Genomic DNA, 23,162 nt, shown 5'->3' with positions numbered 1-23,162 from the left:
GCCTCAGTCGCGCGTCAGCTTGCGGTGCGTCGACCGGTGCGGCTTCGCGGCGTCGGGGCCGAGGCGCTCGATCTTGTTCTCCTCGTACGCCTCGAAGTTGCCCTCGAACCAGTACCACTGGCCGGGCTTCTCGTCGGTGCCCTCGTAGGCGAGGATGTGCGTCGCGATGCGGTCGAGGAACCACCGGTCGTGAGTGATCACCACCGCACAACCGGGGAACTCGAGCAGGGCGTTCTCGAGCGAGCTGAGAGTCTCGACGTCGAGGTCGTTTGTCGGCTCATCGAGGAGCAGCAGGTTGCCGCCCTCCTTGAGCGTCAGCGCGAGGTTCAGGCGGTTGCGCTCACCGCCGGAGAGCACACCAGCCTTCTTCTGCTGGTCCGGGCCCTTGAAGCCGAACTTCGACACGTAAGCACGGGACGGGATCTCGGTCTTGCCGACGGTGATGTAGTCCAGGCCGTCGGAGACGACCTCCCACAGCGTCTTGTTCGGATCGATGTTGGAACGCGACTGGTCGACGTAGCTGATCTTGACCGTCTCACCGATCTTCAGGTCTCCCCCGTCGAGCGGCTCCAGACCCACGATCGTCTTGAAGAGCGTGGTCTTACCCACACCGTTGGGTCCGATCACGCCGACGATGCCGTTCGGCGGGAGGTTGAAGCTCAGGCCGTCGATCAGGACGCGACCGTCGAAGCCCTTCTGCAGCTTCTTGGCGTCGATGACGATGCCACCCAGACGCGGACCCGCGGGGATCTGGATCTCGTCGAAGTCCAGCTTCCTGGTCCGCTCCGCCTCCGAAGCCATCTCCTCGTAGCGCGCGAGACGGGCCTTCGACTTGGTCTGGCGGCCCTTCGCGCTGGAGCGGACCCACTCCAGTTCCTCCTTGAGGCGCTTGGCCAGCTTCGCGTCCTTCTTGCCCTGGACCTCGAGGCGTTCGCCCTTCTTCTCCAGGTAGGTCGAGTAGTTGCCCTCGTAGCCGATGAGACGGCCTCGGTCGACCTCGGCGATCCACTCGGCGACGTGGTCGAGGAAGTACCGGTCGTGGGTGATCGCGATCACGGCACCCTTGTACGCCTGCAGGTGCTGCTCGAGCCAGAGCACGCTCTCGGCGTCGAGGTGGTTGGTGGGCTCGTCGAGGAGCAGGAGGTCGGGCTTCTGCAGGAGCAGCTTCGCGAGAGCGACTCGACGCTTCTCTCCACCGGAGAGCGGCGCGATCGCCGCGTCGGCCGGGGGCGTCCGCAGAGCGTCCATCGCCTGATCGAGCTGCGAGTCGAGGTCCCAGCCGTCGGCTGCGTCGATCTCTTCCTGCAGCGTGCCCATCTCCGCGAGCAGGGCGTCGAAGTCGGCGTCGGGCTCGGCCATCAACAGCGAGATCTCGTTGAAACGGTCGACCTTCGGCTTGATCGCGATGCCGTCCTGGATGTTCTCGATCACCGTCTTGGACTCGTCGAGCTCAGGCTCCTGCATCAGAATGCCGACCGAGTAGCCGGGCGAGAGCTTCGCCTCGCCGTTCGATGGAGTGTCGAGACCGGCCATGATCTTGAGGATCGTCGACTTTCCGGCGCCGTTCGGACCGACCATGCCGATCTTGGCTCCGGGAAGGAACGCCATGGTGACGTCGTCGAGGATGAGCTTCTCGCCCACTGCCTTACGCGCACGCACCATCGAGTAGATGTACTCAGCCATACCGTTTAAACACCTTTGCTGATCAGAATCGAACCTGCCGTCACACTGCTGAAGCGGTGCGGAAATCTACCTAAGACTACCTCCGGGGCGGCGGTCAGACGATTCCCCGGCGGCTGGACTGGGCTCTGCCGTCTGCGGGGCTCCACGGTCGTCCGAGGTCATCGACGAGTTCGGTAGCGAACCGGCGGATCTTCAGCACGCCTCGGATGACGGAGTCGACTTCACCGGGCACATCCTCAGGTCGTGCGCATTCGGTAGAGAACGTCCCTCCAGGCGCATCGATGACCGCAACCCAGCGCCGCGTCTCAACGGGAAACACCTCAACGCGCAGCAGCATCTGCTCAGCTTCGCACGTCGGTGCGCTGCCGAGCCATCACACTGCCCCCCAATCACCGCATCAGCGGATGGCAGATGTGCTACCGGCCCCTTGGCGAGTCACCAGTCGATCGGACGCGTGGTCCCGACGAGGCAGCGCCCCTCGGCGAGTTGCGGCATCACGACGGTGACGACACGTCCGGTGGACGGGCCCACCTGGCCGACGAGGCATTCGCTGTCGCCCCAGCGTACGGAGAACTGCAGGCTCTCCGCAGGGTTGCCGACCGTCGATTGATCCTGCGTTACCTGCATCGCGCTCCGATCGAATCCTGCCGTGACCAGAGCATCGATGTACGCCCGCCCGGCCCCCCGCTGATCCGTTGCCCAGACGCGTTCGGCTACCGCGGTGAAGAACGGGAGGTTCTCCTCGGCGGTGCCGTCGGGTACGAGTGTCGGTTCCGCGGGAGTCGTCGTCCCGGGCGTCGGCGACGCCACAGCCGTGGGTGAGGCAGACGGGCCTGGCGTCGGTGCGCAGGCGGAAAGCAGCAGGAGCGCGGCGATGGAAGCCACGAGGGCAGCGGCCGCGCGCGGCGACGAGAGGACCGAACGACGAAGCACACGCCGAGTCTACGTGGCCTGGCAATCCGGCCCTGCGCGCCGCCGGCGCCCCGCACACCTGGATCGAGCACGGGGCCGGGACGACCGTCAGGACATGGCGCCCGCGCTCGAGGCAGGCGCAGCCCACGACAGGTCCAGCGGCTCGGAATCATGCAGGACCTGCTCCGACCCGGAGTCATCGTCCACCGATTCCTCTGGGCTGCTGCCCTCTGCATTCGGCGTCGCGGAGGGTCCGGCCGCGGCCGGACGCGACTGCGGCCGATAAGCCGTCGTGCCCCACCGCAGGTCATGCCCGATGGTGTCCGCATCGATGTCGACGCTCGTGCCGTGCTTGCCGTTGCTCTCCCAGTTGCGGATCTTCAGCCGCCCGGTGACGATCACGCTGTCGCCGGTTCGCAACGATGCCTTGGCGTTCTCGCCGAGGTTCCGGAATGCGGCTACCGAGAACCAGTTGGTCCCGGCATCCGTCCACTCCTGCGTGGCGGCGTCGAAACGACGGTGGGTACTCGCGAGACGGAAGTTCGTGACGGGCACGCCTCCCCCGGTCTGACTCTGAGTCGGATCCGTGGCGACTCTTCCCACGATGGTGACCATGTCGATCATGTGCTGTCCTTTCGTCGACCGGAGCGGCGCTCGTCCGGATCGCCCCAGCCTGGCCCGCACCGCACCCGGCCACCGACCCGGAACGCACGAAGCGTGGACAGTTCTCGCGACCGCCTTTCGGTGCAGAAAGAGCAGATCACAGCGCGTGTCGCGACGGAGAGCGAATGTCGGTGGTCGGTCATAGCTTCGAATCACGAAAGGAGTTCCGATGTCCGAAAACTTGACCACCTCTCTCCCCGACGTCCCCTATGCGACGCCCCGGCTCTCTTCTCCCCGCGAGCATCTCGTCCGCGCCGCGGATCACCTCTGGCGGGTGCAGGACCGACGGGAACATGTCCTCGGCCACCTGCGCATCGTCTCCGACCCGCTCGGAGTCCGCTATCGTGCCGAGCGCCTGCACCTCGCAACCGGGGTCTTTCGCGTCGTCGGAGAATTCTGGCGTGTGGATGACGCGGTCGCCGCGCTTCGATACTGCTGAGGTCAACAGGCCCGCTCCCCGCCGATCGATCCACTCGTCGCGAAGAAATCGAGTGCCGTCCGGCGCGGATCGGATGAAGGTGCCCCCGGCAGGATTCGAACCTGCGACCAAGAGATTAGAAGGCTCCTGCTCTATCCCCTGAGCTACGGAGGCGCACCCTTCTAGAGTATCGCGGACCCGCCAGTGCGCGCGGAACGGCATCCCGACCGGCGATGTCGGGGCCGTCGATAGGATGGAGGCATGGTATCTGCGTCCGAGAACGACCGCCTCGTATGGATCGACTGCGAGATGACGGGCCTCGATCTCGCGGTCGATGAGCTCGTGGAGATCGCTGTCGTCATCACCGATTTCGAGCTCAACCCCATCGATCCGGGTTTCCAGGTGGTGATCCGCCCCGGCGCTGCGGCACTCGATCACATGAACGATTTCGTCACGAAGATGCACGAGACCTCCGGACTCATCCAGGAGATCCCCAACGGCATCTCCCTCGAAGAGGCGGAGGCGCAGACGGTCGCGTACATCAAGCGCTTCGTGCCCCTCGAACGCAAGGCGCCCCTCGCCGGCAACACGATCGGCACCGACAGGATGTTCCTTGCGAAGTACATGCCGCAGGTGGACCAGTGGCTGCACTACCGGAACGTCGACGTCTCGAGCATCAAGGAGCTCTCACGGCGGTGGTACCCGCGCGTATTCTTCCAGGCGCCGGCGAAAGACGGCGGACACCGAGCGCTGGCCGACATCCTGGAGTCGATCCGCGAACTCCGCTACTACCGCGAAGCCGTCTTCGTCGACGAGCCCGGCCCCTCGAGCGATGAGGCGCGCGAGATCGCCGCCCGCACGGTGTCCGAGTTCACTCCGAACATGTAATAGACTCGTATGGTTGCCTGCTCCGGCGGGCACATGGTGGGTATAGCTCAGCTGGTAGAGCGCTGGCTTGTGGTGCCGGATGTCGCGGGTTCGAGTCCCGTTACTCACCCTCAGGAAGAAGGCCTGAACCGCATGGTTCGGGCCTTCTTCGCGTCTCCGTGGCAACGGGCCGACCGCACAGAAGCCATAGACTCACATGGTGTCGCTCGCGGTCTGGTTCTCTCTGCTCACCGCATCGGTGGTCATCAGCTTCACCCCGGGAGCAGGCGCCATCAATACGATGTCGAATGCGCTGAACCAGGGGTGGAAGCGCTCGATCTGGGGAATCATCGGGCAGCAGATCGCTTTGATCGTGCACGTGGCTATCGTCGCCGCCGGGGTCGGTCTTCTCGTCTCGCGCTCGGAGTTCCTGTTCAACGCCATCCGGTACGCCGGGGCGGCCTATCTCGTGTTCCTCGGCATTCGTCTGATCCTCACGAAACCCGTAGGCGCCCTGGATGACGCGCCGGTGCCGATCGACTCGCGTGAGAGTCACTGGTCCATGATCCGCCGAGGATTCTGGGTCAATCTCCTCAACCCCAAGGCGATCGTGTTCTTCCTGGCGTTCATCCCGCAGTTCATCCGACTCGACGAGCCTCCTGTGCCGCAGTACCTCACGCTGATCGCCACGGTGATCGTGGTCGATGTGATCGTCATGTGGGGGTTCTTCGCGGCCGCCGCCCGCCCGTTCCGGCGACTCACCAGATCCGTGCGAGGCCAACGCATCCTCAACCTGGTGTTCGGCGTACTGTTCATCGCCGTGGCCGGCGTGCTCGTCCTTCTGCACTGATCCGGCGCCGAGGCCTGCGCGCCTCTAGGCTGGACAGGATGGACATGGATGCCGCGGCCTTCGAAGAACTGGTGATCGACGAGCTCGATCTCCTGCCCGATGACATGGTCGAGGGCCTGGAGAACGTCGTGTTCGTCGTGGAGGACCGACCCGAGGACGGCAGCCTGGATCTGCTCGGCCTGTACGACGGTCTGGCGCTCACCGAGCGCACGCAATACGGGATGGGCGAACTTCCGGACCGGATCGTCGTCTACCGTGAGCCGCATCTCGCCCAGTGCGAGACCGAGCACGAGCTCCGTGACGAGATCCATACGACCCTGGTTCACGAGATCGCTCACTTCTACGGCATCGATGATGAGCAGCTCCACGAGATGGGCTGGGCATGACGGCGCCGTCGGCACACCCCGAACTCGACGAGATCACAGACCTCAGCGCAGCACCGCTCGAGCCCTGGCAGGTCGTGGTGTGGAACGACCCCGTGAACCTCATGAGTTACGTGGTCCGCGTGTTCCGGACGTACTTCGGGTACTCGCTCGACCATGCCACCGCTCTGATGCTCGCCGTACACCACGACGGACACGCGATCGTCGCCACCGGCCCGCGCGAGACCATGGAAGTACATGCGCAGGCCATGCACGACTTCGGGCTCTGGGCCACCGTCAGGAAGGCGCCGCTGTGAGCGACGACATCATCGTGATGCCCATCACCGTGATCGAGGAGTTCCACCTCGCCCGGCTCGTCGAAGACTTCATCGAACTCGTCAGAGAGTCACGGGGCACGGGTGATCCGGCCATCGACCGGCTGACGCCGAATCCCTATCCGGAAGACTCGGACGCCGCGGCCGAGTTCGCCGATGCCGCGCGGGATGATCTCCTCGATCGTCGTCTCGCCGACGCGCGCAGGGTCCGCGCGGCTTTGGATGAGTACCCCGCGGGCATCGACGCGCTCACCGAAGAAGATGCGCTCGAAGTGAGAGAGATCCTCATCACCCTCGAGAGCCTCGACTCCTGGCTTCGAACCCTCACCGCGATCCGTCTCGTCATCGCCACGAGACTCGGGATCACATCTGACGACGAGACCGGCGAGGACGGCCGCCACGACGTCTACGAATGGGTCGGCTATCGACTGGAACTGATCATCCAAGCCGCCGATGAGGCAGAATCCGCCCCGAACGTCTGACCGACCTACGGAACCTCGACGATCCGCGTGGCCAGAGCGCGAGGGTCGTCCCGATCGATGTGGCGGCGTTCCTGAGCAGCCCAGCGGTCCCAGTGCGGACGGTACGTGTCGCCGTCACGATTCAGCGCGCGGGTCTTCCGCGACTCCTCCGCGGATTCCACCCAGATCCTGACATCGGCGAGACCGGCTGTCGCTGGCCGCAGGATTCCGCTGCCCTCGATGATGACGCCGAGGGCCGGGTCGACCGCGTGGCTCTCGGCCTCGGTCTCCGCCTCCCAGTCCCAGCGACGCCACGTGCCGAGGTATCCGCGACCGTGCGGACGCAGGATCCACTCGAGCGCGCGTTCAGCTCCGTCGTCGAGCCCGTCCCAGCCGGGGTATATCGAGTCGAGCGCGACGAGCTGCACGGGACCGAGCACCGGCCAGCGCCGCACGAGTCGTGCGGCAAGGGAGGACTTGCCTGCACCGCTGCCGCCGTCGATCAGGACGACAGGATTTGCGGCCGCCAGCGCGCGGACGTCCTGTTCGATCAGGGTCGCAGCGCGCTCCAGGGCCGTCGCGACGGGATCTTCACTTCTTGAGGGCACGGATGATGCGCACGAGAGCCCGCCCGGTGACCCAGACGAACGGCACTGCCACGAGGAGAAGCGTGACGATGTTGGGCTCGAAACGGAGACCCTCTTCTCGCCGGACATAGACCCCGACAGGAACGGAAACACCGCCCCCTCCCCCGCCTTCGGCCCCGTCTCCGCTGCCACCGCCGAATCCGGAGTACGTGAATGCGACAGGAGTGATGCTGACCCCGTCGACGTCCTGAGGTTCTCCGTACGCGCTCTTCACGCCGAAGGACGCTGCTTGCTTTCCGAGTTCCAGTGCGATGTTCGGCATGTCTCCACGGTAGCCGAGGAACAGGGCGCGCGTGAGATCAATCCAGGCCATGCGCCTTCGGGTGTTGCGCAGCGCCTCGGCCATCGGCGCGCCCGATGTGTCGCGCGCGGCTGATCGTCGCGGAGCCGAACCGTGCCACGGCCTCGTCGACCGCTCCCTCGACCTTGCGCCAACCCTCATCGTCGTCCCAGAGCCCGAGGCCGCCACCGCCGGCTGGGCGGAGGTTCTCCGCTCGGACGCCGACGAGCCGCACGGGGTCCCTCCGATCGATCTGCTCGAACAGCGTCTGGGCGGCCTCGCCGATCCGTTGACCGACCGCGGTGGGCTCGCTCAGGGTCACGGAGCGACTCAGGGTGCGGAAGTCATCGAATCGGATCTTGATCGCGACAGTTGCCGTCTCCCAGTCGGCACGCCGCAGCCTCGCGGCGACGCGATCAGCGAGGCGCAGGAGCTCCGCACGGAGAAACTCCCGATCCCGGATGTCCGTGTCGAATGTCTCCTCATGACCGATGCTCTTCTCCACGCGCTCGGTGTCGACGGCACGCGGATCCTGTCCCATCGCGAGCTCGGTGAGACGCCCACTCAGGGCGGGGCCGACTGCACGCTCGATCATCTCTCGTGGCGCCTCGCGAACATCCTGCACCGTGCGGATGCCCCGCGCCTCGAGCGCCTCCGCTGCCTTCGGCCCAACGCCCCACATCGCACGAACCGGTCTCGGCGCGAGGAAGTCGAGCGTGTCCTGGGCGGCGACGACGAGCATGCCGTCGGGCTTAGAGATCGTCGACGCCATCTTCGCCACATGCTTCGTCGCCGCCACGCCCACGCTGCAGGTGATGCCGACCTCGTCGAGCACTCGTTGCCGGATCAACTCCGCGATGCGCGAGGGGCTCCCCCAGAGACGGCGCACTCCCTGCACATCGAGGAATGCCTCGTCGACCGACAGCGGCTCGACGAGCGGTGTGAACGACTCGAAGATCGCCATCACCTGCCGAGAGACCTCCTGATATCGGTGGAAGTGCGGCGGCACGATGCGGGCCGAAGGACACAGTCGGAGCGCTTGCGACACGGGCATCGCGGCACGGACCCCGTAGCGACGGGCCTCGTAGGAAGCGCTCGACACGACGGAGCGGCCATCCGGTGCCCCGATGATGAGCGGCAGACCACGGAGGGAGGGGTCATCGAGCACCTCGACGGCGGCATAGAACGCATCCATGTCGACATGGAGGATGCGCGTCCCGGTGTCGTCGGCGTCGGCGGACGAGACGATCCGCCCTCTGCCGTCACCGTGTCCCATACGACCATTCTCCCCCGGGGCTGGGACACGAAGCCCGGGGTGGCACTCTACTGTGCAGCGCGCTCGAGAATGAGCTCACGGACCCGGGCGGCGTCCGCCTGGCCCTTCATCGCCTTCATGACGGCACCGATCACGGCGCCGGCAGCCTGCACCTTGCCGTCCTTGATCTTCGCCATCACATCGGGCTGCGCGGCCAGTGCCTCATCGATCGCGGCGATCAACGCGCCGTCGTCCGAAACGACCGCGAGCCCGCGGGCGTCGACGACTTCCTGCGGCGTGCCCTCGCCGGAGATGACACCTTCGAGCACCTGACGAGCGAGCTTGTCGGTGAGCGTTCCCGCATCGACGAGCTTCTGCAGCGCGGCGACGTTCTCCGGGCTGATCAGGTGGGTCGCTTCCTTCTCCTGCGTGTTCGCGACGCGGCTGATCTCGCCGGTCCACCACTTACGGGCGGTGGCCGGCGTCGCGCCGGCGGCGATCGTCGCCTCGACGACATCGAGCAGACCGCCGTTGCGGACGTCCTGGAACTCCAGATCCGTGAAACCCCACTCCGTCATGAGACGACGACGACGCGCGACGGGCTGCTCCGGGAGTGCGGCGCGCAACTCTTCGATCAGCTCGGCGGCCGGTTCGACGGGCAGCAGATCGGGTTCCGGGAAGTAACGGTAGTCGTCGGCGTCCGACTTGGGACGTCCGGGCGAGGTCGTACCGGTGTCCTCGTGCCAGTGCCGCGTCTCCTGCGTGATCGTGCCGCCGTCGGCGAGGATCTGCGCCTGTCGCTGGATCTCGTACTTCACGGCACGCTCGACCGAGCGCATCGAGTTGACGTTCTTCGTCTCCGTACGGGTGCCGAGCTTGTCCGTGCCACGTGGACGCAGCGAGACGTTCGCGTCGCAGCGCAGGTTGCCGCGCTCCAGGCGTGCCTCCGAGATGCCGAGTCCCCGAACGATGTCGCGGATCGCCTGCACGTAGGCCTTGGCGACCTCGGGGGCGCGGTGCTCGGTGCCATAGATGATGTTCGTCACGATCTCGACCAGCGGCACACCGGCACGGTTGTAGTCGACCAGCGAGTACTCCGCGCCCTGGATGCGCCCGGTCGCTCCGCCCATGTGGGTGAGCTTGCCGGCGTCCTCCTCCATGTGCGCGCGCTCGATCGGGATCGTGATGAGCGTGCCGTCCTCGAGTTCCACCTCGACGGAGCCCTCGTACGCGATGGGCTCGTCGAACTGCGAGATCTGATAGTTCTTGCCGAGGTCCGGGTAGAAGTAGTTCTTGCGGGCGAACCGGCTCGACTCGGCGATCGAGCAGCCGAGCGCGAGGCCGAGGCTGATCGACGAGCGGATCGCGGTCTCGTTGACGACCGGAAGAGAGCCGGGAAGGCCGAGATCGACCGGCGCGATCAGAGTGTTCGGCTCGGCGGCGTGATACGCCTCGTTCGCCGGGTTCGGCGCGTCGGAGAACATCTTCGTGTTGGTGTTCAGCTCGACGTGCACCTCGAAACCGAGGACGGGCTCGAACAGCTCGAGCGCCTTGTCGAAGTCCATGAGCTTGGCGGTGGCCATCAGCGGTTCCCTCCTGCGAGCTGCGGGGCACGGGTGAGCAGCGGCGCACCCCATGAGTCGACGAGCAGCGTCTCGAGAGCGGCGCCGACCTTGTAGAGACGCGCATCCTCGCGTGCCGGCGCGATGAACTGGATACCGACGGGCAGCCCGTCGTCGTCCGCCAAGCCACTCGGGATGGAGATGCCGGGGACCCCGGCGAGGTTCACCGGGATCGTCGTGATGTCGTTGAGGTACATCTGCAGCGGGTCGTCGATCTTCTCGCCGAGCTTGAATGCCGTGGTGGGCGCCGACGGGGTCGCGATGACGTCGACCTCGGCGAACGCGTTAGCGAAGTCCTGCTGGATGAGCGTGCGGACCTTCTGCGCGCTGCCGTAATACGCGTCGTAGTATCCAGCCGACAGGGCATACGTACCGAGGATGATGCGACGCTTGACCTCGTCGCCGAAGCCGGCATCGCGCGTCGCGGACATGACGTCCTCGACCGTCGGGTTGCCGGCGGGCGTGACCCGCAAGCCGAACCGCACGGAGTCGAACTTCGCCAGGTTGCTCGACGCCTCGGCGGGGAGGATCAGGTAGTACGCGGCGACTCCGTATTCGAAGTGCGGGGCGCCGATCTCGACGATCTCCGCTCCCTGTGCTTCCATGAGCGCGAGAGCGCTCCGGAACGATGCCGCGACCCCGGGCTGGAATCCGCTGTCCGGCAGCTCTCGGATGACGCCGACCTTGAGTCCCTTGAGCACATCTCCGCGTGCACCTTCACGCGCGGCCTGGGCGAACGACGGCCACTCCTCGCGCAGGGACGTCGAGTCCTTCGGGTCGTGGCCGGCGATGGCGTCGTGCAGCAGCCCCGAGTCGAGGACGGTCCGGGAGACCGGACCGACCTGGTCGAGGCTGGACGCGAGGGCGATCGCGCCGTATCGGCTCACGCCGCCGTACGTCGGCTTGACGCCCACCGTTCCCGTGACGTGAGCGGGCTGACGGATCGAGCCACCCGTGTCGGATCCGAGCGCCAGAGGCGCCTCGAAGGCGGCGACAGCAGCGGCGGATCCCCCACCGGATCCACCGGGGATGCGATCGAGATCCCACGGGTTGTGCGTGGGGCCGTACGCCGAGTGCTCGGTGGAGGAACCCATCGCGAATTCGTCCATGTTGGTCTTGCCGAGCGGGATCATGCCCGCGGCGCGCGAACGCGCGACCACGGTGGCGTCATACGGCGAGCGATAGCCTTCCAGGATGCGCGAGCCGCTGGTCGTCGGCTGATCGGTCGTGACGAGCACGTCCTTGATCGCGAGCGGAACACCCGCGAGCGGGCCCAGCTCCTCACCGGCGGCGCGACGGGCATCGATCGCAGCAGCGGCATCGAGTGCGCCCTCGTTGACGTGCAGGAACGCGTGGACGTCGCCGTCAACGGCAGCGATGCGGTCGAGGTGCGCCTGCGTCGCCTCGACGCTCGAGACCTCGCGCGCGGCAAGCTTCGCGGCGAGATCCGCCGCGTCCAGCCGGATGATGTCGCTCACTGCTCTTCTCCCAGGATCGCGGTGACGCGGAAGCGGCCGTCGGCGGCATCCGGAGCGTTCTGCAACACCTGCTCGTGTGTGAGCGTCTCGCCGACCACATCCGGTCGGAAGACATTGCTCAGCGGAATCGGGTGGCTCGTCGCGACGACATCATCTGTCGCGACCTCCGAGACCTTCGCGATGTTGTCGACGATCGCGTCGAGCTGGCCCGTGAGCCGCGACACCTCGTCGTCGTTCAGCTGGATGCGTGCGAGCACACCGAGATGGCGCACGAGTTCAGGGGTGATTTCAGACACCCCTCCAGTCTAGTTGGCGCGTTCCGAACTCCCCTGCCCCACGAGTCGCTCGACATATGCTGGGCGGGTGAGCACGTTCCAGCCCCCTCGCCCGTGGATCGCCAGCTATGCCGCAGGAGTCCCCGAGGACCTTCCGCCCGTGGACGGCTCGCTCGTCGACATCGTGGCCGCTTCGGCGCGCGACTACCCGGAAGCCCCCGCCCTCCAGTTCTTCGGCCGTGAGACGACATACGCCCAGTTGCAAGCAGCGATCGAGCACGCCGCAGCAGGCCTTCGCGACCTCGGGGTCCGCGCGGGTGACCCGGTAGCCATCGTGCTGCCGAACTGCCCGCAGCACATCGTCGCGTTCTACGCGGTACTCCGCCTCGGCGCCATCGTCGTGGAGCACAACCCGCTCTACACGCCGCGCGAACTCCGCAAGCAGTTCGAGGATCACGGCGCGAAGCACGCGATCGTGTGGAACAAGGTCGTCTCGACGGTGCAGGAGTTCCCGGCGGATCTGGCCGTCACGAACCTCATCTCGGTCGACGTGACTCGTGCCATGCCGTTCCTCACCCGATTCGCGCTCAGGCTCCCCGTCGCGAAGGCCCGTGAATCGCGCGCCGCTCTGACCGACAAGGTCCGCAGCACGGTCGTCTGGGATTCGCTCCTCGCCTCCGCCCCGCTCCCGGCGTCGCATCCGAAGCCGAGCACCGATGACCTCGCGATCATCCAGTACACCTCCGGCACCACGGGAACGCCGAAGGGGGCAGCGCTCACACACCGCAATCTGCTCGCCAACGCCGCGCAGTCCAGGGCGTGGGTGCCCTCGATCCAGCGAGGCAAGGGCTGCGTCGTGTACGCCGTGCTGCCCATGTTCCATGCCTACGGCCTCACGCTGTGCCTTACATTCGCGATGTCGATGGGCGCCCGACTCGTACTTTTCCCCAAATTCGACCCCGACCTCGTACTCGACGTCGTCAAGAAGCACCCCGCGACGTTCCTCCCGCTTGTTCCCCCCATCGCGGATCGCCTCCTCGCCGCGGCGAAGGAGAAGGGCGTGTCACTCGATGGCATCGAGGTCGCGATCTCCGGCGCCATGGCACTGCCGCATGAGCTGGTCGTCCCCTTCGAAAAGGCCACCCACGGCTACCTCGTCGAGGGCTACGGGCTGAGCGAGTGCTCCCCCGTCCTGATGGCGAACCCGGTTGCGGACAACCGCGTGCCCGGCACGGTCGGGCTTCCCCTCCCCGGGACCGAATGCCGCGTGGTGGATCCGGAGAACCCGAGCCAGGACGTGCCGGACGGATCGGCCGGTGAACTCGTCGTGCGTGGCCCGCAGGTGTTCTCGGGGTACTACGGAAAGCCGGAGGAGACCGAAGCCGTCTTCGTCGACGGCTGGTACCGGACCGGTGACATCGTCACGATCGACGACGCCGGCTTCGTGCGCATCGTCGATCGCATCAAGGAGCTCATCATCACGGGCGGCTTCAACGTCGCTCCCACCGAGGTCGAGAATGCGCTGCGCCAGCATCCACAGGTGGCGGATGCCGCGGTCGTCGGCCTGCCGAGCGAGCACTCCGGAGAGGAGGTCGTCGCGGCCATCGTGGTGGATGCCGGGACCGATGTCGACGTCGAGGCGATCCGCGAGTTCGCCCGCAGTATCCTCACTCCCTACAAGGTCCCGCGCCGTATCTTCGTGGTCGACGAGCTGCCGAAGTCACTGATCGGCAAGGTGCTCCGACGCCAGGTCAAGGAGAAGCTCGTCTCGCTGAACACCGGCGTTTGAGGACGCCCTCACAGGCGCGGAGCGCGCCGGCGCGCTACCCTTGGGAAGTGACCCCTGAAGATGCAGTGCTGACCGACGCCCCCGCGGAATCCCCCGCGACCCCCGGATTCGAGGAGCTCGGCATCACCGGGCCCGTCCTCAAAGCCATCAAGGATCTCGGATACGAGACCCCGTCGCCCATCCAGGCGGCCACCATTCCCACGCTTCTCGCCGGCCGAGACGTCGTCGGGCAGGCGCAGACCGGAACAGGAAAGACCGCCGCTTTCGCGCTTCCCGTTCTCGAACGCCTCGATGTCTCCCAGAAGATCCCGCAGGCTCTCGTGCTGGCACCGACACGCGAACTCGCTCTGCAGGTATGCGAGGCCTTCGAGTCCTATGCCTCGAAGATGAAGGGCGTCCACGTCCTTCCCGTCTACGGCGGACAGGGCTACGGTGTGCAGTTGTCCGCACTGCGCCGCGGTGTCCACGTGATCGTCGGTACGCCCGGCCGCATCATGGACCACCTCGCCAAGGGCACGCTCGACCTGTCCGAGTTGAAGTATCTGGTACTCGACGAGGCCGACGAGATGCTGAAGATGGGCTTCGCGGAAGACGTGGAGCAGATCCTCGCGCAGACCCCCGAGGAGAAGCAGGTCGCGCTGTTCTCGGCGACCATGCCGCCGCAGATCCGCCGTCTCGCGCAGAAGTACCTGCGTGAGCCGGAAGAGATCAGCATCAAGTCCAAGACCGCCACCGGCACGAACATCACGCAGCGCTACCTCGTGGTCTCGTATGCGCAGAAGGTCGATGCGCTGACCCGCATCCTCGAGGTCGAGAACTTCGACGGCATGATCGTGTTCGTCCGTACCAAGAACGAGACCGAGACGCTGGCCGAGAAGCTGCGTGCCCGCGGATACTCCGCAGCCGCGATCAACGGCGACGTGCCCCAGGTGCAGCGCGAGCGCAGCGTCAACCAGCTCAAGGACGGCAAGCTCGACATCCTCGTCGCGACCGACGTGGCCGCCCGCGGTCTCGACGTCGAGCGCATCAGCCACGTCATCAACTTCGACATCCCCACCGACACCGAGTCCTATGTCCACCGCATCGGCCGCACCGGCCGCGCGGGACGCACCGGCGACGCGATCAGCTTCATCACGCCGCGCGAGCGCTACCTGCTCAAGCACATCGAGAAGGCCACGCGCCAGCAGCCCGCCCAGATGCAGCTGCCGACCACCGATGACGTGAACACCACGCGACTCGCGCGGTTCGACGACGCGATCACCGCCGCGCTGGGCGACACCGCCCGTATCGAGAAGTTCCGCGACGTGATCTCCCACTACGTGCGCAATCACGACGTTCCGGAGGCCGATGTCGCGGCGGCGCTCGCGATCGTCTCGCAGGGCGACACCCCGTTGCTGCTCGACCCCGCCGACGATCGGCTCTCCAAGGCCGTCGAAGCCGACAACCGTCCGCCCCGCGAGGGTGGAGCACGCGGAACCAGGGACGCTCGTGAACCCCGCACCGAGCGTCGTGGACGTGGCGACTACACCGCATATCGCATCGAGGTGGGCCGCCGTCACCGCGTCGAGCCGCGCCAGATCGTCGGCGCGCTGGCGAACGAGGGCGGTCTCGGCCGTGACGATTTCGGCGTGATCAACATCCGACCTGATTTCTCCACCGTGGAACTGCCGTCCAACCTCAGCCCCACGGTGCTCGAGAAGCTGCGCGACACGCGCATTTCGGGTCGTCTGATCGAGATCAAGCCCGACCGTGGCCCCGGCGCCAGGCGCAGCAGCCCGCGCGAAGGTAGCCACGACGGAGGAGACCGCTTCGAGCGTCGCGACCGCGACGAGCGACCGGCTCGCGACAGCCGCGAAGAGAAGCCGTTCCGCAAGCCCCGCCACAAGAACTGACGCCGCATCGCGCGCGGTTCGGACTATCCCGTTCCGCGCGCGAGCTGCGCCGCGACATCGATCAGCGGCTCCGGGTGCGCCAACAAAGCTCGCTGTTCGGGATTCGCGATGAGGTGCGCGATCAATCGATGCGCACCCGTCACCGTCGGCCGCCAGTACCCGCCGACGTGATGGCGGCTCAGAGGCAGCGTCGTCATCTCGCCATCCACCGTGAGGGTCACCGCTCCATCGTCGGGATCGATGCCGGGGTCGCTCAGCATCGCCGCCGTCAGCGCACCGAGCAGCACCGTTCCGAGGAGTCCGGGCAGCCGAAACCGCGTCGTCGGCACATCGAGAACGATCCCCTCTACGCCGTCCCACGGCACGATCCCGTGACCTTCGGCTCCCTGACGGATGATCACCGCCTGCGGAGTGAGTCGAAGGTGGTGCCGCCCGGGGTCGCCGATCGCCAGAGCCTCCGGGACGACGATCAGAGGCCCGTACCGCTTCACGACCCGTCGCTCGCGGGCGGGAGCGCGGCCGGCCCCTCTGTCACGAGGATGTGGAACTGTGCCGCGTCGAGGACGCGGATGCCGAGATCCTCGGCCTTCGCGAGCTTCGAGCCCGCGCCCGGCCCGGCTGCGACGAAATCGGTCTTCTTCGACACGCTGGAAGCAGCCTTACCGCCCGCGTTGATGATCGCCTCCTGCGCGCCATCGCGGGTGTAGCCGTCGAGCGATCCGGTGGCGACCACCGTGATTCCTTCGAGCACACCGCCGGCAGCCACCGCCGCACCCGGGCCGGGATGGCCGGGTGTCGACCACTGCACACCCGCGTCAGCCCACTGCTGCACGATCTCCTGATGCCAGTCGACCTCGAACCACGCGAGCAGGGAGTCGGCGATGATGCCACCGACGCCCTCGACGGCGGCAAGCTCATCCCGCGATGCGGCACGGATCCCATCGAGAGAGCCGAACCACTGCGCGAGCGCCCGGGCGGCGACGGGGCCGACGTGGCGGATGTTCAGCGACACCAGCAGTCGCCAGAGGTCCTTGGTCTTCGCCTTCTCGAGCTCGGCGAGCAGCGTGAGCGCCTGTGAGGACGGCTGAGGTCCCTCGAGCCCCGACTTCTTCTCGGCTGCGGTGGGGTTGCGTCGGAAGGGTGCGCGCGTCTTGACGATCCCGTCCTCGTCCTCCTTCGGAAGCCCGGTCTCGGAATCCCGCACGAACAATTCGATGGGGACGAGTTCTTCGAGAGTGAGCGCGAACAGCCCGGCCTCGGTCTCGAGCGGGGGCACAGCCGGTGACGTCGGCTGGGTCAGCGCCGCAGCGGTCACCTCGCCGAGCGCTTCCACGTCGAGGGCGCCGCGGGACCCGATGTGCTCGACACGGCCACGGACCTGAGCAGGACACGAACGCGCGTTCGGGCACCGGAGGTCGATATCGCCCTCCTTCATCGCGCGCAGCGGTGTACCGCATTCCGGGCACTCGACCGGCATCACGAACTCCCGCTCGCTGCCGTCGCGCTTTTCGACCACAGGGCCGAGAACCTCAGGGATCACGTCGCCGGCCTTGCGCAGCACGACGGTGTCGCCGATCAGCACGCCCTTGGCCTTGACCACATCCTTGTTGTGCAGCGTGGCCTGGCGGACCACGGAACCGGCGACGTGCGCGGGTGCCATGACGGCGAACGGCGTGGCTCGCCCCGTGCGTCCCACCGATACGACGATGTCGAGGAGCTTGGTCTGGACCTCTTCGGGCGGGTACTTGTAGGCGATGGCCCAGCGGGGTGCTCGGCTCGTCGCGCCGAGTTCGTCGTGCAGTTCGAGCTCGTCGACCTTGACCACGATGCCGTCGAGCTCGTGTTCGATGTCGTGACGGTGCTCGCCGAAGTACTCGACGAAGGACACGACCTCGTCGATCGTCCGGCACACCTTCGTGTGCGGGCTCGTGGGCAGCCCCCACTCGGAGAGCAGGTCGTACACCTCGCTCTGCGCGGCGACAGGAGGGTTCGTCCAGGCGCCGACGCCGTGCACGTAGAGTGCGAGCGACTCGATGCGCAGCAGCCCGGCCTCGAGCTCGAGCCCGTTCTTCTTGTCGATCTGCTGGCGGAGCCCGCCACTGGCGGCGTTGCGCGGATTCGCGAAAGAGGGGAAGCGCCGGGCGGCCGCGGTCTGCGCCTTCTCCTCGTCGAACGCCTTCTTGGCGCCTCCTCGGGCCTCCCAGCGTGCGAGGGCGTCGGCGAAGGCACGGTCGCGGAAGGCGGCCTGCGCGGCGTTGAGGCGCTCGAAGGCAGCGACAGGGATGAACACCTCGCCACGCACTTCGACGATCGCGGGATGCCCCTCGCCGCTCAGGCGTTGCGGGATCTCCGGCAGACGGAGGGCGTTCTCCGTCACGATCTCGCCGACGCGGCCGTCGCCGCGAGTAGCGGCAGAGGTGAGCACGCCGTTCTCGTAGCGGAGGTTGATCGCGAGCCCGTCGATCTTCAACTCGGTGAGCCACGCCACCTCGCGCCCGGCGGCAGCCTTGGTCTTCGCGGCCCACTCCCGCAGCTCGTCGACGGAGAAGACGTTGTCGAGGCTGAGCATGCGCTCGGCGTGCTCGATCGTCGCAAGGCCGGTCGCCTCGGCCGCTCCGACCATCTGGGTGGGCGAGTCCTGCCCCTGCAGCTCGGGGTGCAGCCGCTCCAACTCTTCGAGCCGATGCATCCACCCGTCGTAGGTGAAGTCATCGACGACCGAGGCGTCGCGGCCGTAGTAGGCCTCTTTGGCCTCGAGGATGCGAGCGGTCAGCTCGTCGGCTTCGGTTCGGGCGTCTTCCAGCGAGATGTTCTCCGGCACCCCGCCAGTCTACGAGCGGGTACCGACACCGGAGGGGTCTACGCGCCGACAGGGACGGCCGACACCGTGGTGTCGATCGTGAACTGCCCGAGCACCCGCGTGCCGACGTAGAGCACGGCGGTCTGTCCCGGCGCGACGCCGTCGAGCGGGACCTCGGGCGTCACCCGGACCCCGTCATCCGAGACGATCGCACGTGCAGCGACCGGCTCGGAGTGCGCGCGGATCTGCACGTGGCACTCGAAGGAGGTCTCCGTCGGCGCGGCCCCGGCCCAGCTGAACCGCTCCCCCGCGATCTCCGCGATCGCGAGAGCCTCCTTGGGCCCGACGACGACGGTGTTCGACACCGGTCGGACTTCGAGCACGAATCGAGGCTTGCCGTCCGCCGCAGGCACACCGAGCTTGAGCCCGCGTCGCTGTCCCACCGTGAAGGAGTGTGCCCCCTCGTGCGATCCGACGACTTCTCCGCTGCGATCGACGATCTCGCCCGTAGCGGTGCCGACCTTCTCGGCGAGCCACCCACGGGTGTCCCCGTCGGGGATGAAGCAGATGTCGTGGCTGTCCGGCTTCTGGGCGACGGTCAGGCCGCGTGCTGCCGCCTCGGCGCGAACGATCGCCTTCGAGGGAGTGGACCCGAGCGGGAAGTAGGTGTGTGCGAGCTGCTCCGCGGTCAGCACGCCGAGGACGTAGGACTGATCCTTGGCATTGTCCGAGGCACGATGCAGCTCCAGTCCGTCGGCACCGTCCACGAGCGTGGCGTAGTGCCCGGTGCACACGGCGTCGAAGCCGAGCTCGATCGCGCGCTCCAGAAGGGCCGCGAACTTGATCTTCTCGTTGCACCGCATGCAGGGGTTGGGCGTGCGTCCGGCCTGGTACTCGGAGATGAAGTCTTCGATGACGTCGTCGCGGAACCGCTCGGAGAAGTCCCACACGTAGAAGGGGATGCCGAGCAGGTCGGCGGCCCGGCGGGCGTCGAGTGCATCCTCGATGGTGCAGCACCCGCGACTGCCCGTGCGGAGCGTTCCACCGGCTCTGGAGAGTGCCAGGTGCACGCCGACCACATCGTGCCCCGCCTCCACGGCTCTGGCTGCCGCGACGGCGGAGTCGACGCCGCCACTCATCGCCGCAAGAATCCGCATGGGAACAGTCTACGAGCGTGCGCCTGTGCCGGCGCCGGATGCTCGTGCATAGGCATCGCCGATCGCGGCGAGCACCGCCTCGACATCAGCGTCCGTCGACGTCCGGCCGAGCGAGAATCGCAGCACGCTGCGCGCATCGCGTTCGCTCCGCCCCATCGCCATCACGACGTGCGACGGCTCGGCGACGCCCGCCTGGCACGCCGATCCGGTCGACGCCGCGACCCCGGCGACGTCAAGGAGGAACAGCAGACTCTCCCCCACCGCACCGGGAAAGAGCACATGCGCGTTGCCCGGCAAGCGGTCCGTCGGATCGCCCAGAAGCTCGGCTTCCGGGACGGCGGAACGTATGCCCGAGATGAGACGGTCGCGCAGTGCGCGCAGTCGCGCCGCCTCCCCCGTCCGCTCGATCTCGGCGAGCTCGAGCGCGGTGGCGAACGCCGCAGCACCCGCGACGTCCTGGGTTCCGGCTCGGAGCCCGCGCTGTTGCGCGCCGCCGCGCAGCAACGCGGTCACGCGGGCCGTGCGTGCAGCGACGAGAACCCCGACGCCGACGGGCGCCGCGATCTTGTGCCCGGCGAGGCTCATGGCCACGAGTCCGACTCCCCCGGCGGCGTCTCCCCTCAGATCGCGGAAAGACAGCGGCACATGTCCGAGGGCCGCCACGGCATCGAGATGCAGTGCCACGCCCGCCGTCGCGGCGGTGATGGACAGCCCCTCGGCGTCGTTGATCGTGCCCGCCTCATTGTTCGCGACGAGCGCGGTGGCGAGAGCGGCGCCCGAAAGCCGCTGAGCGAACTGCTCCGGCTCGATCCGCGCCTGTGCGGTCACCGGCACCCGGCGAAGATCGGCGCCATCTTCCACGAGCGCGGCCACGGTGTCCATGGTGGCGTGGTGCTCGGCCTCGGGCATGACGATCGCGGTCGTGCCGGCGGGGCGTGCCCGCCACAGTCCCTGCAGTGCCAGGTTGATCGACTCGGTGCCCCCCGAGGTGAACACGATCTCGATCGGGTCGGCGTCGAGCACCGCGGCGACCCGCTCGCGGGACTCCTCGAGCAGGCGGCGGGCGTCCTGGCCGGCGCCGTGCGTGGACGATGCGTTGCCGACGGTCTCCGTGGCGGCCAGCCAGGCGTCGCGCGCTTCGGGGCGCAGAGGCGTGGTCGCCGCATGGTCGAGATAGTGCCGCATCCTTCAATTCTCTCGCGAAACCCACCCTGCCGGGTCTTCGTCCGTGGAACCCGGTCCGCCCTGACATGAGACTGCAACACATCGCGCCTAGTGTGTACTCATGCCCGCGTCCCGAGACATCACCGTGCCCGGCGGCACCACCCTCGACAACCTCGGCGTCCGTCTGCACGACGGCGTCGGCACCCTGCGCGTCTGGTCGCAGAACGCCTCGTCGATCGAGCTGGTCGTGTTCGATGCCACCGACCTGGACTGGGCGACCGACGAGGTTCCGCTCGAACGGCTGGCCGGAGGAATCTGGGAGATCACCACGGAGCTGCTGCAGCCCGGCGTCCGCTATGCCGTACGCGTCGGCGGACCCCACGGCCCCGGGAACACCTTCAACCCGGAGACGCTGCTGCTGGACCCGTACGCGCGCGGTCTCGCCCAGGGCGACGGATACGAGGAGTGGCGTTCGGTCGTCATCGTCGACGGCTTCGACTGGGGCGACTCCCGGAAGCCGCGTATCCCCCTCGACCGCACGGTGATCTACGAGGGGCATCTCAAGGGACTCACCAAGCGTCACCCCGATGTGCCGCCCGCCCTGCACGGCACCTATGCGGGCCTCGCCCATCCCGCGATGATCGAGTACTTCCACTCGCTGGGCATCACCTCCATCGAGTTGCTCCCCGTGCACGCCTTCGTGCCGGAGCCGCGACTTCTCGAACGCGGACTCACCAACTACTGGGGCTACAACACCCTGAACTTCTTCACCCCGCACACCGCCTACGCGACCGAGGACGCGCGCAAAGACGGGCCGGAGGCCGTCCTCGCCGAGTTCAAGGGAATGGTGCGGCTGCTGCACGAGGCCGGGCTCGAAGTGATCCTCGACGTCGTCTACAACCACACCTCCGAGGAGGGCATCGGCGGTCCCCGCTCGAGCCTGCGCGGCATCGACAACGCCAGCTACTACCGGCAGGACGAGTCCGGCGTCTACGTCGATACCACCGGGTGCGGCAACACGCTCGACACGTCGACCGACGCCGGGGCCAGACTCGTTCTCGACTCCCTCCGCTACTGGGCGCAGGAGATGCAGATCGACGGTTTCCGCTTCGACCTCGCCACGGCGATCGCCCGCGACGGCGCCCACACCTACACGCCTGAGCATCCGCTCCTGCAGGCCATCGCGGACGATCCGATCCTCGCCGACACCAAGCTCATCGCCGAGCCCTGGGATGTCGGCCTCGGCGGGTGGCAGACGGGTAACTTCCCGTCGGGATGGCACGAGTGGAACGACCGCTACCGCGACCGCGTCCGCAACTTCTGGCTCAGCGACATCGACTATGCCCGCCGGGCCTCCGCCCCGGTGGGCATCGGCGGGTTCGCGACCCGACTCGCCGGATCCTCGAACACGTTCAGCGAAGACCGGGGTCCGCTCGCCAGCGTGAACTTCGTCACGGCGCACGACGGCTTCACTCTGCACGACCTCGTCTCTTACGACGTCAAGCACAATGAGGCGAACGGCGAGCAGAACCGCGATGGTGCCGACATGAACCGCGCGTTCAACCACGGTGTCGAGGGCCCGACCGACGACCCGACGATCCTCGCCGCGCGACGCAAGGCCATGCGCAACCTTCTCGGGACGCTGCTCCTCTCGGCCGGGATCCCGATGCTCACCGCAGGTGACGAGGTCGGACGCACTCAGCGCGGCAACAACAACGCCTACGCTCAGGACTCCGCTCTCACCTGGCTCGCATGGGATCTCGAACCCTGGCAGGACGACCTCCGTGCACATGTCGCCCGCCTGATCCGATTGCGGCAGGAGAACCCGGCGCTGCGCCCCAGCCGCTACGCGCGGCTCGGTGAGCACATCCCGAACGCCTCGGTCATGGACTGGTACGACCAGAACGGCGAGACGATGGAGCAGGGGCAGTGGGCAGACCCCGGGAACAGGACGCTCCAGTACGTCGCCGCGTCCACCCCCGACACAGAGGCCGAGAACCGCATCCTGCTCATCGTGCACGGAACGGAATCCCCCATCGACGTGCGTCTGCCCGACGAGATCGAAGGCGCGGTCCGCTTCGTGTCCCTGTGGTCGAGCGCTCGGGAGCGCCCTTCCGACGAGGGGGAGGTCTTCGCGCCCGGCGATGTGCTACCGGTGTCCGGGACGTCGATGAGGCTGTTCCGCGTCGAATGAGCCCGGCTCCCGACGCACCACGCGGCGCGCTACCCGCGACCACGTCGGCGCGGTACAT

At 67.3% G+C, this 23,162-nt stretch carries 22 protein-coding genes and 2 tRNA genes; 10 read left to right on the top strand and 14 right to left on the bottom strand.

Annotated features, from left to right (window positions below):
• Positions 1 to 3: 3 nt before the first annotated feature.
• The 3 genes from ettA to HCX50_RS07050 form a co-directional block, all read right to left on the bottom strand.
• Positions 4 to 1,683, bottom strand: a complete 1,680-nt coding sequence (gene ettA, locus HCX50_RS07060; protein WP_091036191.1) for an energy-dependent translational throttle protein EttA — start codon at positions 1,681 to 1,683, stop codon at positions 4 to 6.
• 435 nt (positions 1,684 to 2,118) lie between these two features.
• Entirely contained in the window at positions 2,119 to 2,616 is a 498-nt protein-coding gene (locus HCX50_RS19700) for a DUF6993 domain-containing protein (RefSeq protein WP_208617684.1), read from the bottom strand.
• 87 nt (positions 2,617 to 2,703) lie between these two features.
• Positions 2,704 to 3,219: a single-stranded DNA-binding protein gene (locus HCX50_RS07050; protein ID WP_237682387.1), complete on the bottom strand. Its 516-nt coding sequence runs from the start codon at positions 3,217 to 3,219 to the stop codon at positions 2,704 to 2,706.
• A 208-nt stretch (positions 3,220 to 3,427) separates the two neighbouring features.
• Between HCX50_RS07050 and HCX50_RS07045 the strand changes: the two genes are divergently transcribed.
• Positions 3,428 to 3,697 carry a hypothetical protein gene (locus tag HCX50_RS07045; RefSeq protein ID WP_167633445.1) on the top strand — a complete coding sequence of 90 codons (270 nt, stop codon included), beginning with the start codon at positions 3,428 to 3,430 and terminating at the stop codon, positions 3,695 to 3,697.
• Between the two features lie 80 nt (positions 3,698 to 3,777).
• Here HCX50_RS07045 and HCX50_RS07040 read toward each other — a convergent pair.
• Positions 3,778 to 3,850 (bottom strand) — tRNA-Arg (locus HCX50_RS07040).
• A gap of 87 nt (positions 3,851 to 3,937) precedes the next feature.
• Here HCX50_RS07040 and orn point away from each other — a divergent pair.
• From orn to HCX50_RS07010, 6 genes are all read left to right on the top strand, one after another.
• Positions 3,938 to 4,564 (top strand): oligoribonuclease, encoded by a 627-nt coding sequence (gene orn / locus HCX50_RS07035; protein ID WP_167633444.1) that lies wholly within the window; start codon positions 3,938 to 3,940, stop codon positions 4,562 to 4,564.
• A gap of 36 nt (positions 4,565 to 4,600) precedes the next feature.
• Positions 4,601 to 4,673: transfer RNA gene (locus HCX50_RS07030), tRNA-His, on the top strand.
• Between the two features lie 90 nt (positions 4,674 to 4,763).
• Complete coding sequence (locus tag HCX50_RS07025; RefSeq protein WP_208617701.1) at positions 4,764 to 5,393, top strand: LysE family transporter; 630 nt, start codon at positions 4,764 to 4,766, stop codon at positions 5,391 to 5,393.
• 38 nt (positions 5,394 to 5,431) lie between these two features.
• Entirely contained in the window at positions 5,432 to 5,779 is a 348-nt protein-coding gene (locus HCX50_RS07020) for a metallopeptidase family protein (protein WP_167633443.1), read from the top strand.
• On the top strand, positions 5,776 to 6,072 hold the full coding sequence (gene clpS, locus HCX50_RS07015; protein WP_091036177.1) for an ATP-dependent Clp protease adapter ClpS: 297 nt from the start codon (positions 5,776 to 5,778) through the stop codon (positions 6,070 to 6,072). The genes HCX50_RS07020 and clpS overlap by 4 nt, the downstream gene beginning before the upstream one ends.
• Positions 6,069 to 6,572 (top strand): DUF2017 family protein, encoded by a 504-nt coding sequence (locus HCX50_RS07010; protein WP_091036175.1) that lies wholly within the window; start codon positions 6,069 to 6,071, stop codon positions 6,570 to 6,572. The genes clpS and HCX50_RS07010 overlap by 4 nt, the downstream gene beginning before the upstream one ends.
• 5 nt (positions 6,573 to 6,577) lie before the next feature.
• Here the strand turns inward: HCX50_RS07010 and HCX50_RS07005 are convergent, their stop codons facing one another.
• From HCX50_RS07005 to gatC, 6 genes are read right to left on the bottom strand one after another with little or no spacing between them, the layout of a single operon-like run.
• Entirely contained in the window at positions 6,578 to 7,159 is a 582-nt protein-coding gene (locus HCX50_RS07005; RefSeq protein ID WP_091036172.1) for a hypothetical protein, read from the bottom strand.
• Positions 7,143 to 7,460: a hypothetical protein gene (locus HCX50_RS19855; RefSeq protein ID WP_029263459.1), complete on the bottom strand. Its 318-nt coding sequence runs from the start codon at positions 7,458 to 7,460 to the stop codon at positions 7,143 to 7,145. Before HCX50_RS19855 ends, HCX50_RS07005 begins: the two co-directional genes overlap by 17 nt.
• A 37-nt stretch (positions 7,461 to 7,497) precedes the next feature.
• Positions 7,498 to 8,754, bottom strand: a complete 1,257-nt coding sequence (gene dinB / locus HCX50_RS06995) for a DNA polymerase IV (RefSeq protein ID WP_091036170.1) — start codon at positions 8,752 to 8,754, stop codon at positions 7,498 to 7,500.
• 47 nt (positions 8,755 to 8,801) lie between these two features.
• Positions 8,802 to 10,316 (bottom strand): Asp-tRNA(Asn)/Glu-tRNA(Gln) amidotransferase subunit GatB, encoded by a 1,515-nt coding sequence (gene gatB, locus HCX50_RS06990; protein WP_167633442.1) that lies wholly within the window; start codon positions 10,314 to 10,316, stop codon positions 8,802 to 8,804.
• Entirely contained in the window at positions 10,316 to 11,833 is a 1,518-nt protein-coding gene (gene gatA / locus HCX50_RS06985; RefSeq protein ID WP_091036165.1) for an Asp-tRNA(Asn)/Glu-tRNA(Gln) amidotransferase subunit GatA, read from the bottom strand. Before gatA ends, gatB begins: the two co-directional genes overlap by 1 nt.
• A complete protein-coding gene (gene gatC / locus HCX50_RS06980; protein ID WP_028501947.1) occupies positions 11,830 to 12,129 on the bottom strand; it encodes an Asp-tRNA(Asn)/Glu-tRNA(Gln) amidotransferase subunit GatC in 300 nt (99 codons plus the stop codon). The genes gatA and gatC overlap by 4 nt, the downstream gene beginning before the upstream one ends.
• A 67-nt stretch (positions 12,130 to 12,196) precedes the next feature.
• On the opposite strand from gatC, the gene HCX50_RS06975 reads away from it, so the two are divergent.
• Positions 12,197 to 13,897, top strand: a complete 1,701-nt coding sequence (locus tag HCX50_RS06975; protein WP_167633441.1) for a long-chain-fatty-acid--CoA ligase — start codon at positions 12,197 to 12,199, stop codon at positions 13,895 to 13,897.
• 47 nt (positions 13,898 to 13,944) lie between these two features.
• Positions 13,945 to 15,789 carry a DEAD/DEAH box helicase gene (locus HCX50_RS06970; RefSeq protein ID WP_432206348.1) on the top strand — a complete coding sequence of 615 codons (1,845 nt, stop codon included), beginning with the start codon at positions 13,945 to 13,947 and terminating at the stop codon, positions 15,787 to 15,789.
• A gap of 23 nt (positions 15,790 to 15,812) precedes the next feature.
• On the opposite strand, the gene HCX50_RS06965 is transcribed toward HCX50_RS06970, so the two are convergent.
• Genes HCX50_RS06965 through HCX50_RS06950 form a run of 4 tightly spaced genes read right to left on the bottom strand, consistent with a single transcriptional unit; the run spans position 15,813 to position 20,931 of the window.
• Entirely contained in the window at positions 15,813 to 16,280 is a 468-nt protein-coding gene (locus tag HCX50_RS06965) for a hypothetical protein (protein WP_091036158.1), read from the bottom strand.
• Positions 16,277 to 18,610 (bottom strand): NAD-dependent DNA ligase LigA, encoded by a 2,334-nt coding sequence (gene ligA / locus HCX50_RS06960; RefSeq protein ID WP_091036155.1) that lies wholly within the window; start codon positions 18,608 to 18,610, stop codon positions 16,277 to 16,279. Before ligA ends, HCX50_RS06965 begins: the two co-directional genes overlap by 4 nt.
• 38 nt (positions 18,611 to 18,648) lie before the next feature.
• Positions 18,649 to 19,746 carry a tRNA 2-thiouridine(34) synthase MnmA gene (gene mnmA / locus HCX50_RS06955; protein WP_091036152.1) on the bottom strand — a complete coding sequence of 366 codons (1,098 nt, stop codon included), beginning with the start codon at positions 19,744 to 19,746 and terminating at the stop codon, positions 18,649 to 18,651.
• A gap of 9 nt (positions 19,747 to 19,755) precedes the next feature.
• Positions 19,756 to 20,931: a cysteine desulfurase family protein gene (locus HCX50_RS06950; protein WP_167633440.1), complete on the bottom strand. Its 1,176-nt coding sequence runs from the start codon at positions 20,929 to 20,931 to the stop codon at positions 19,756 to 19,758.
• 100 nt (positions 20,932 to 21,031) lie between these two features.
• Between HCX50_RS06950 and glgX the strand changes: the two genes are divergently transcribed.
• Positions 21,032 to 23,104, top strand: a complete 2,073-nt coding sequence (glgX, locus tag HCX50_RS06945; protein ID WP_167633438.1) for a glycogen debranching protein GlgX — start codon at positions 21,032 to 21,034, stop codon at positions 23,102 to 23,104.
• Positions 23,105 to 23,162: the final 58 nt, after the last annotated feature.

It is taken from the genome of Microbacterium sp. B19(2022), from assembly GCF_012030385.1.
Lineage (GTDB): Bacteria > Actinomycetota > Actinomycetes > Actinomycetales > Microbacteriaceae > Microbacterium > Microbacterium oxydans_B.
The sequence above is the reverse complement of the archived record's forward strand: the minus strand, read 5'-3'. Positions and strand labels throughout refer to the sequence as shown.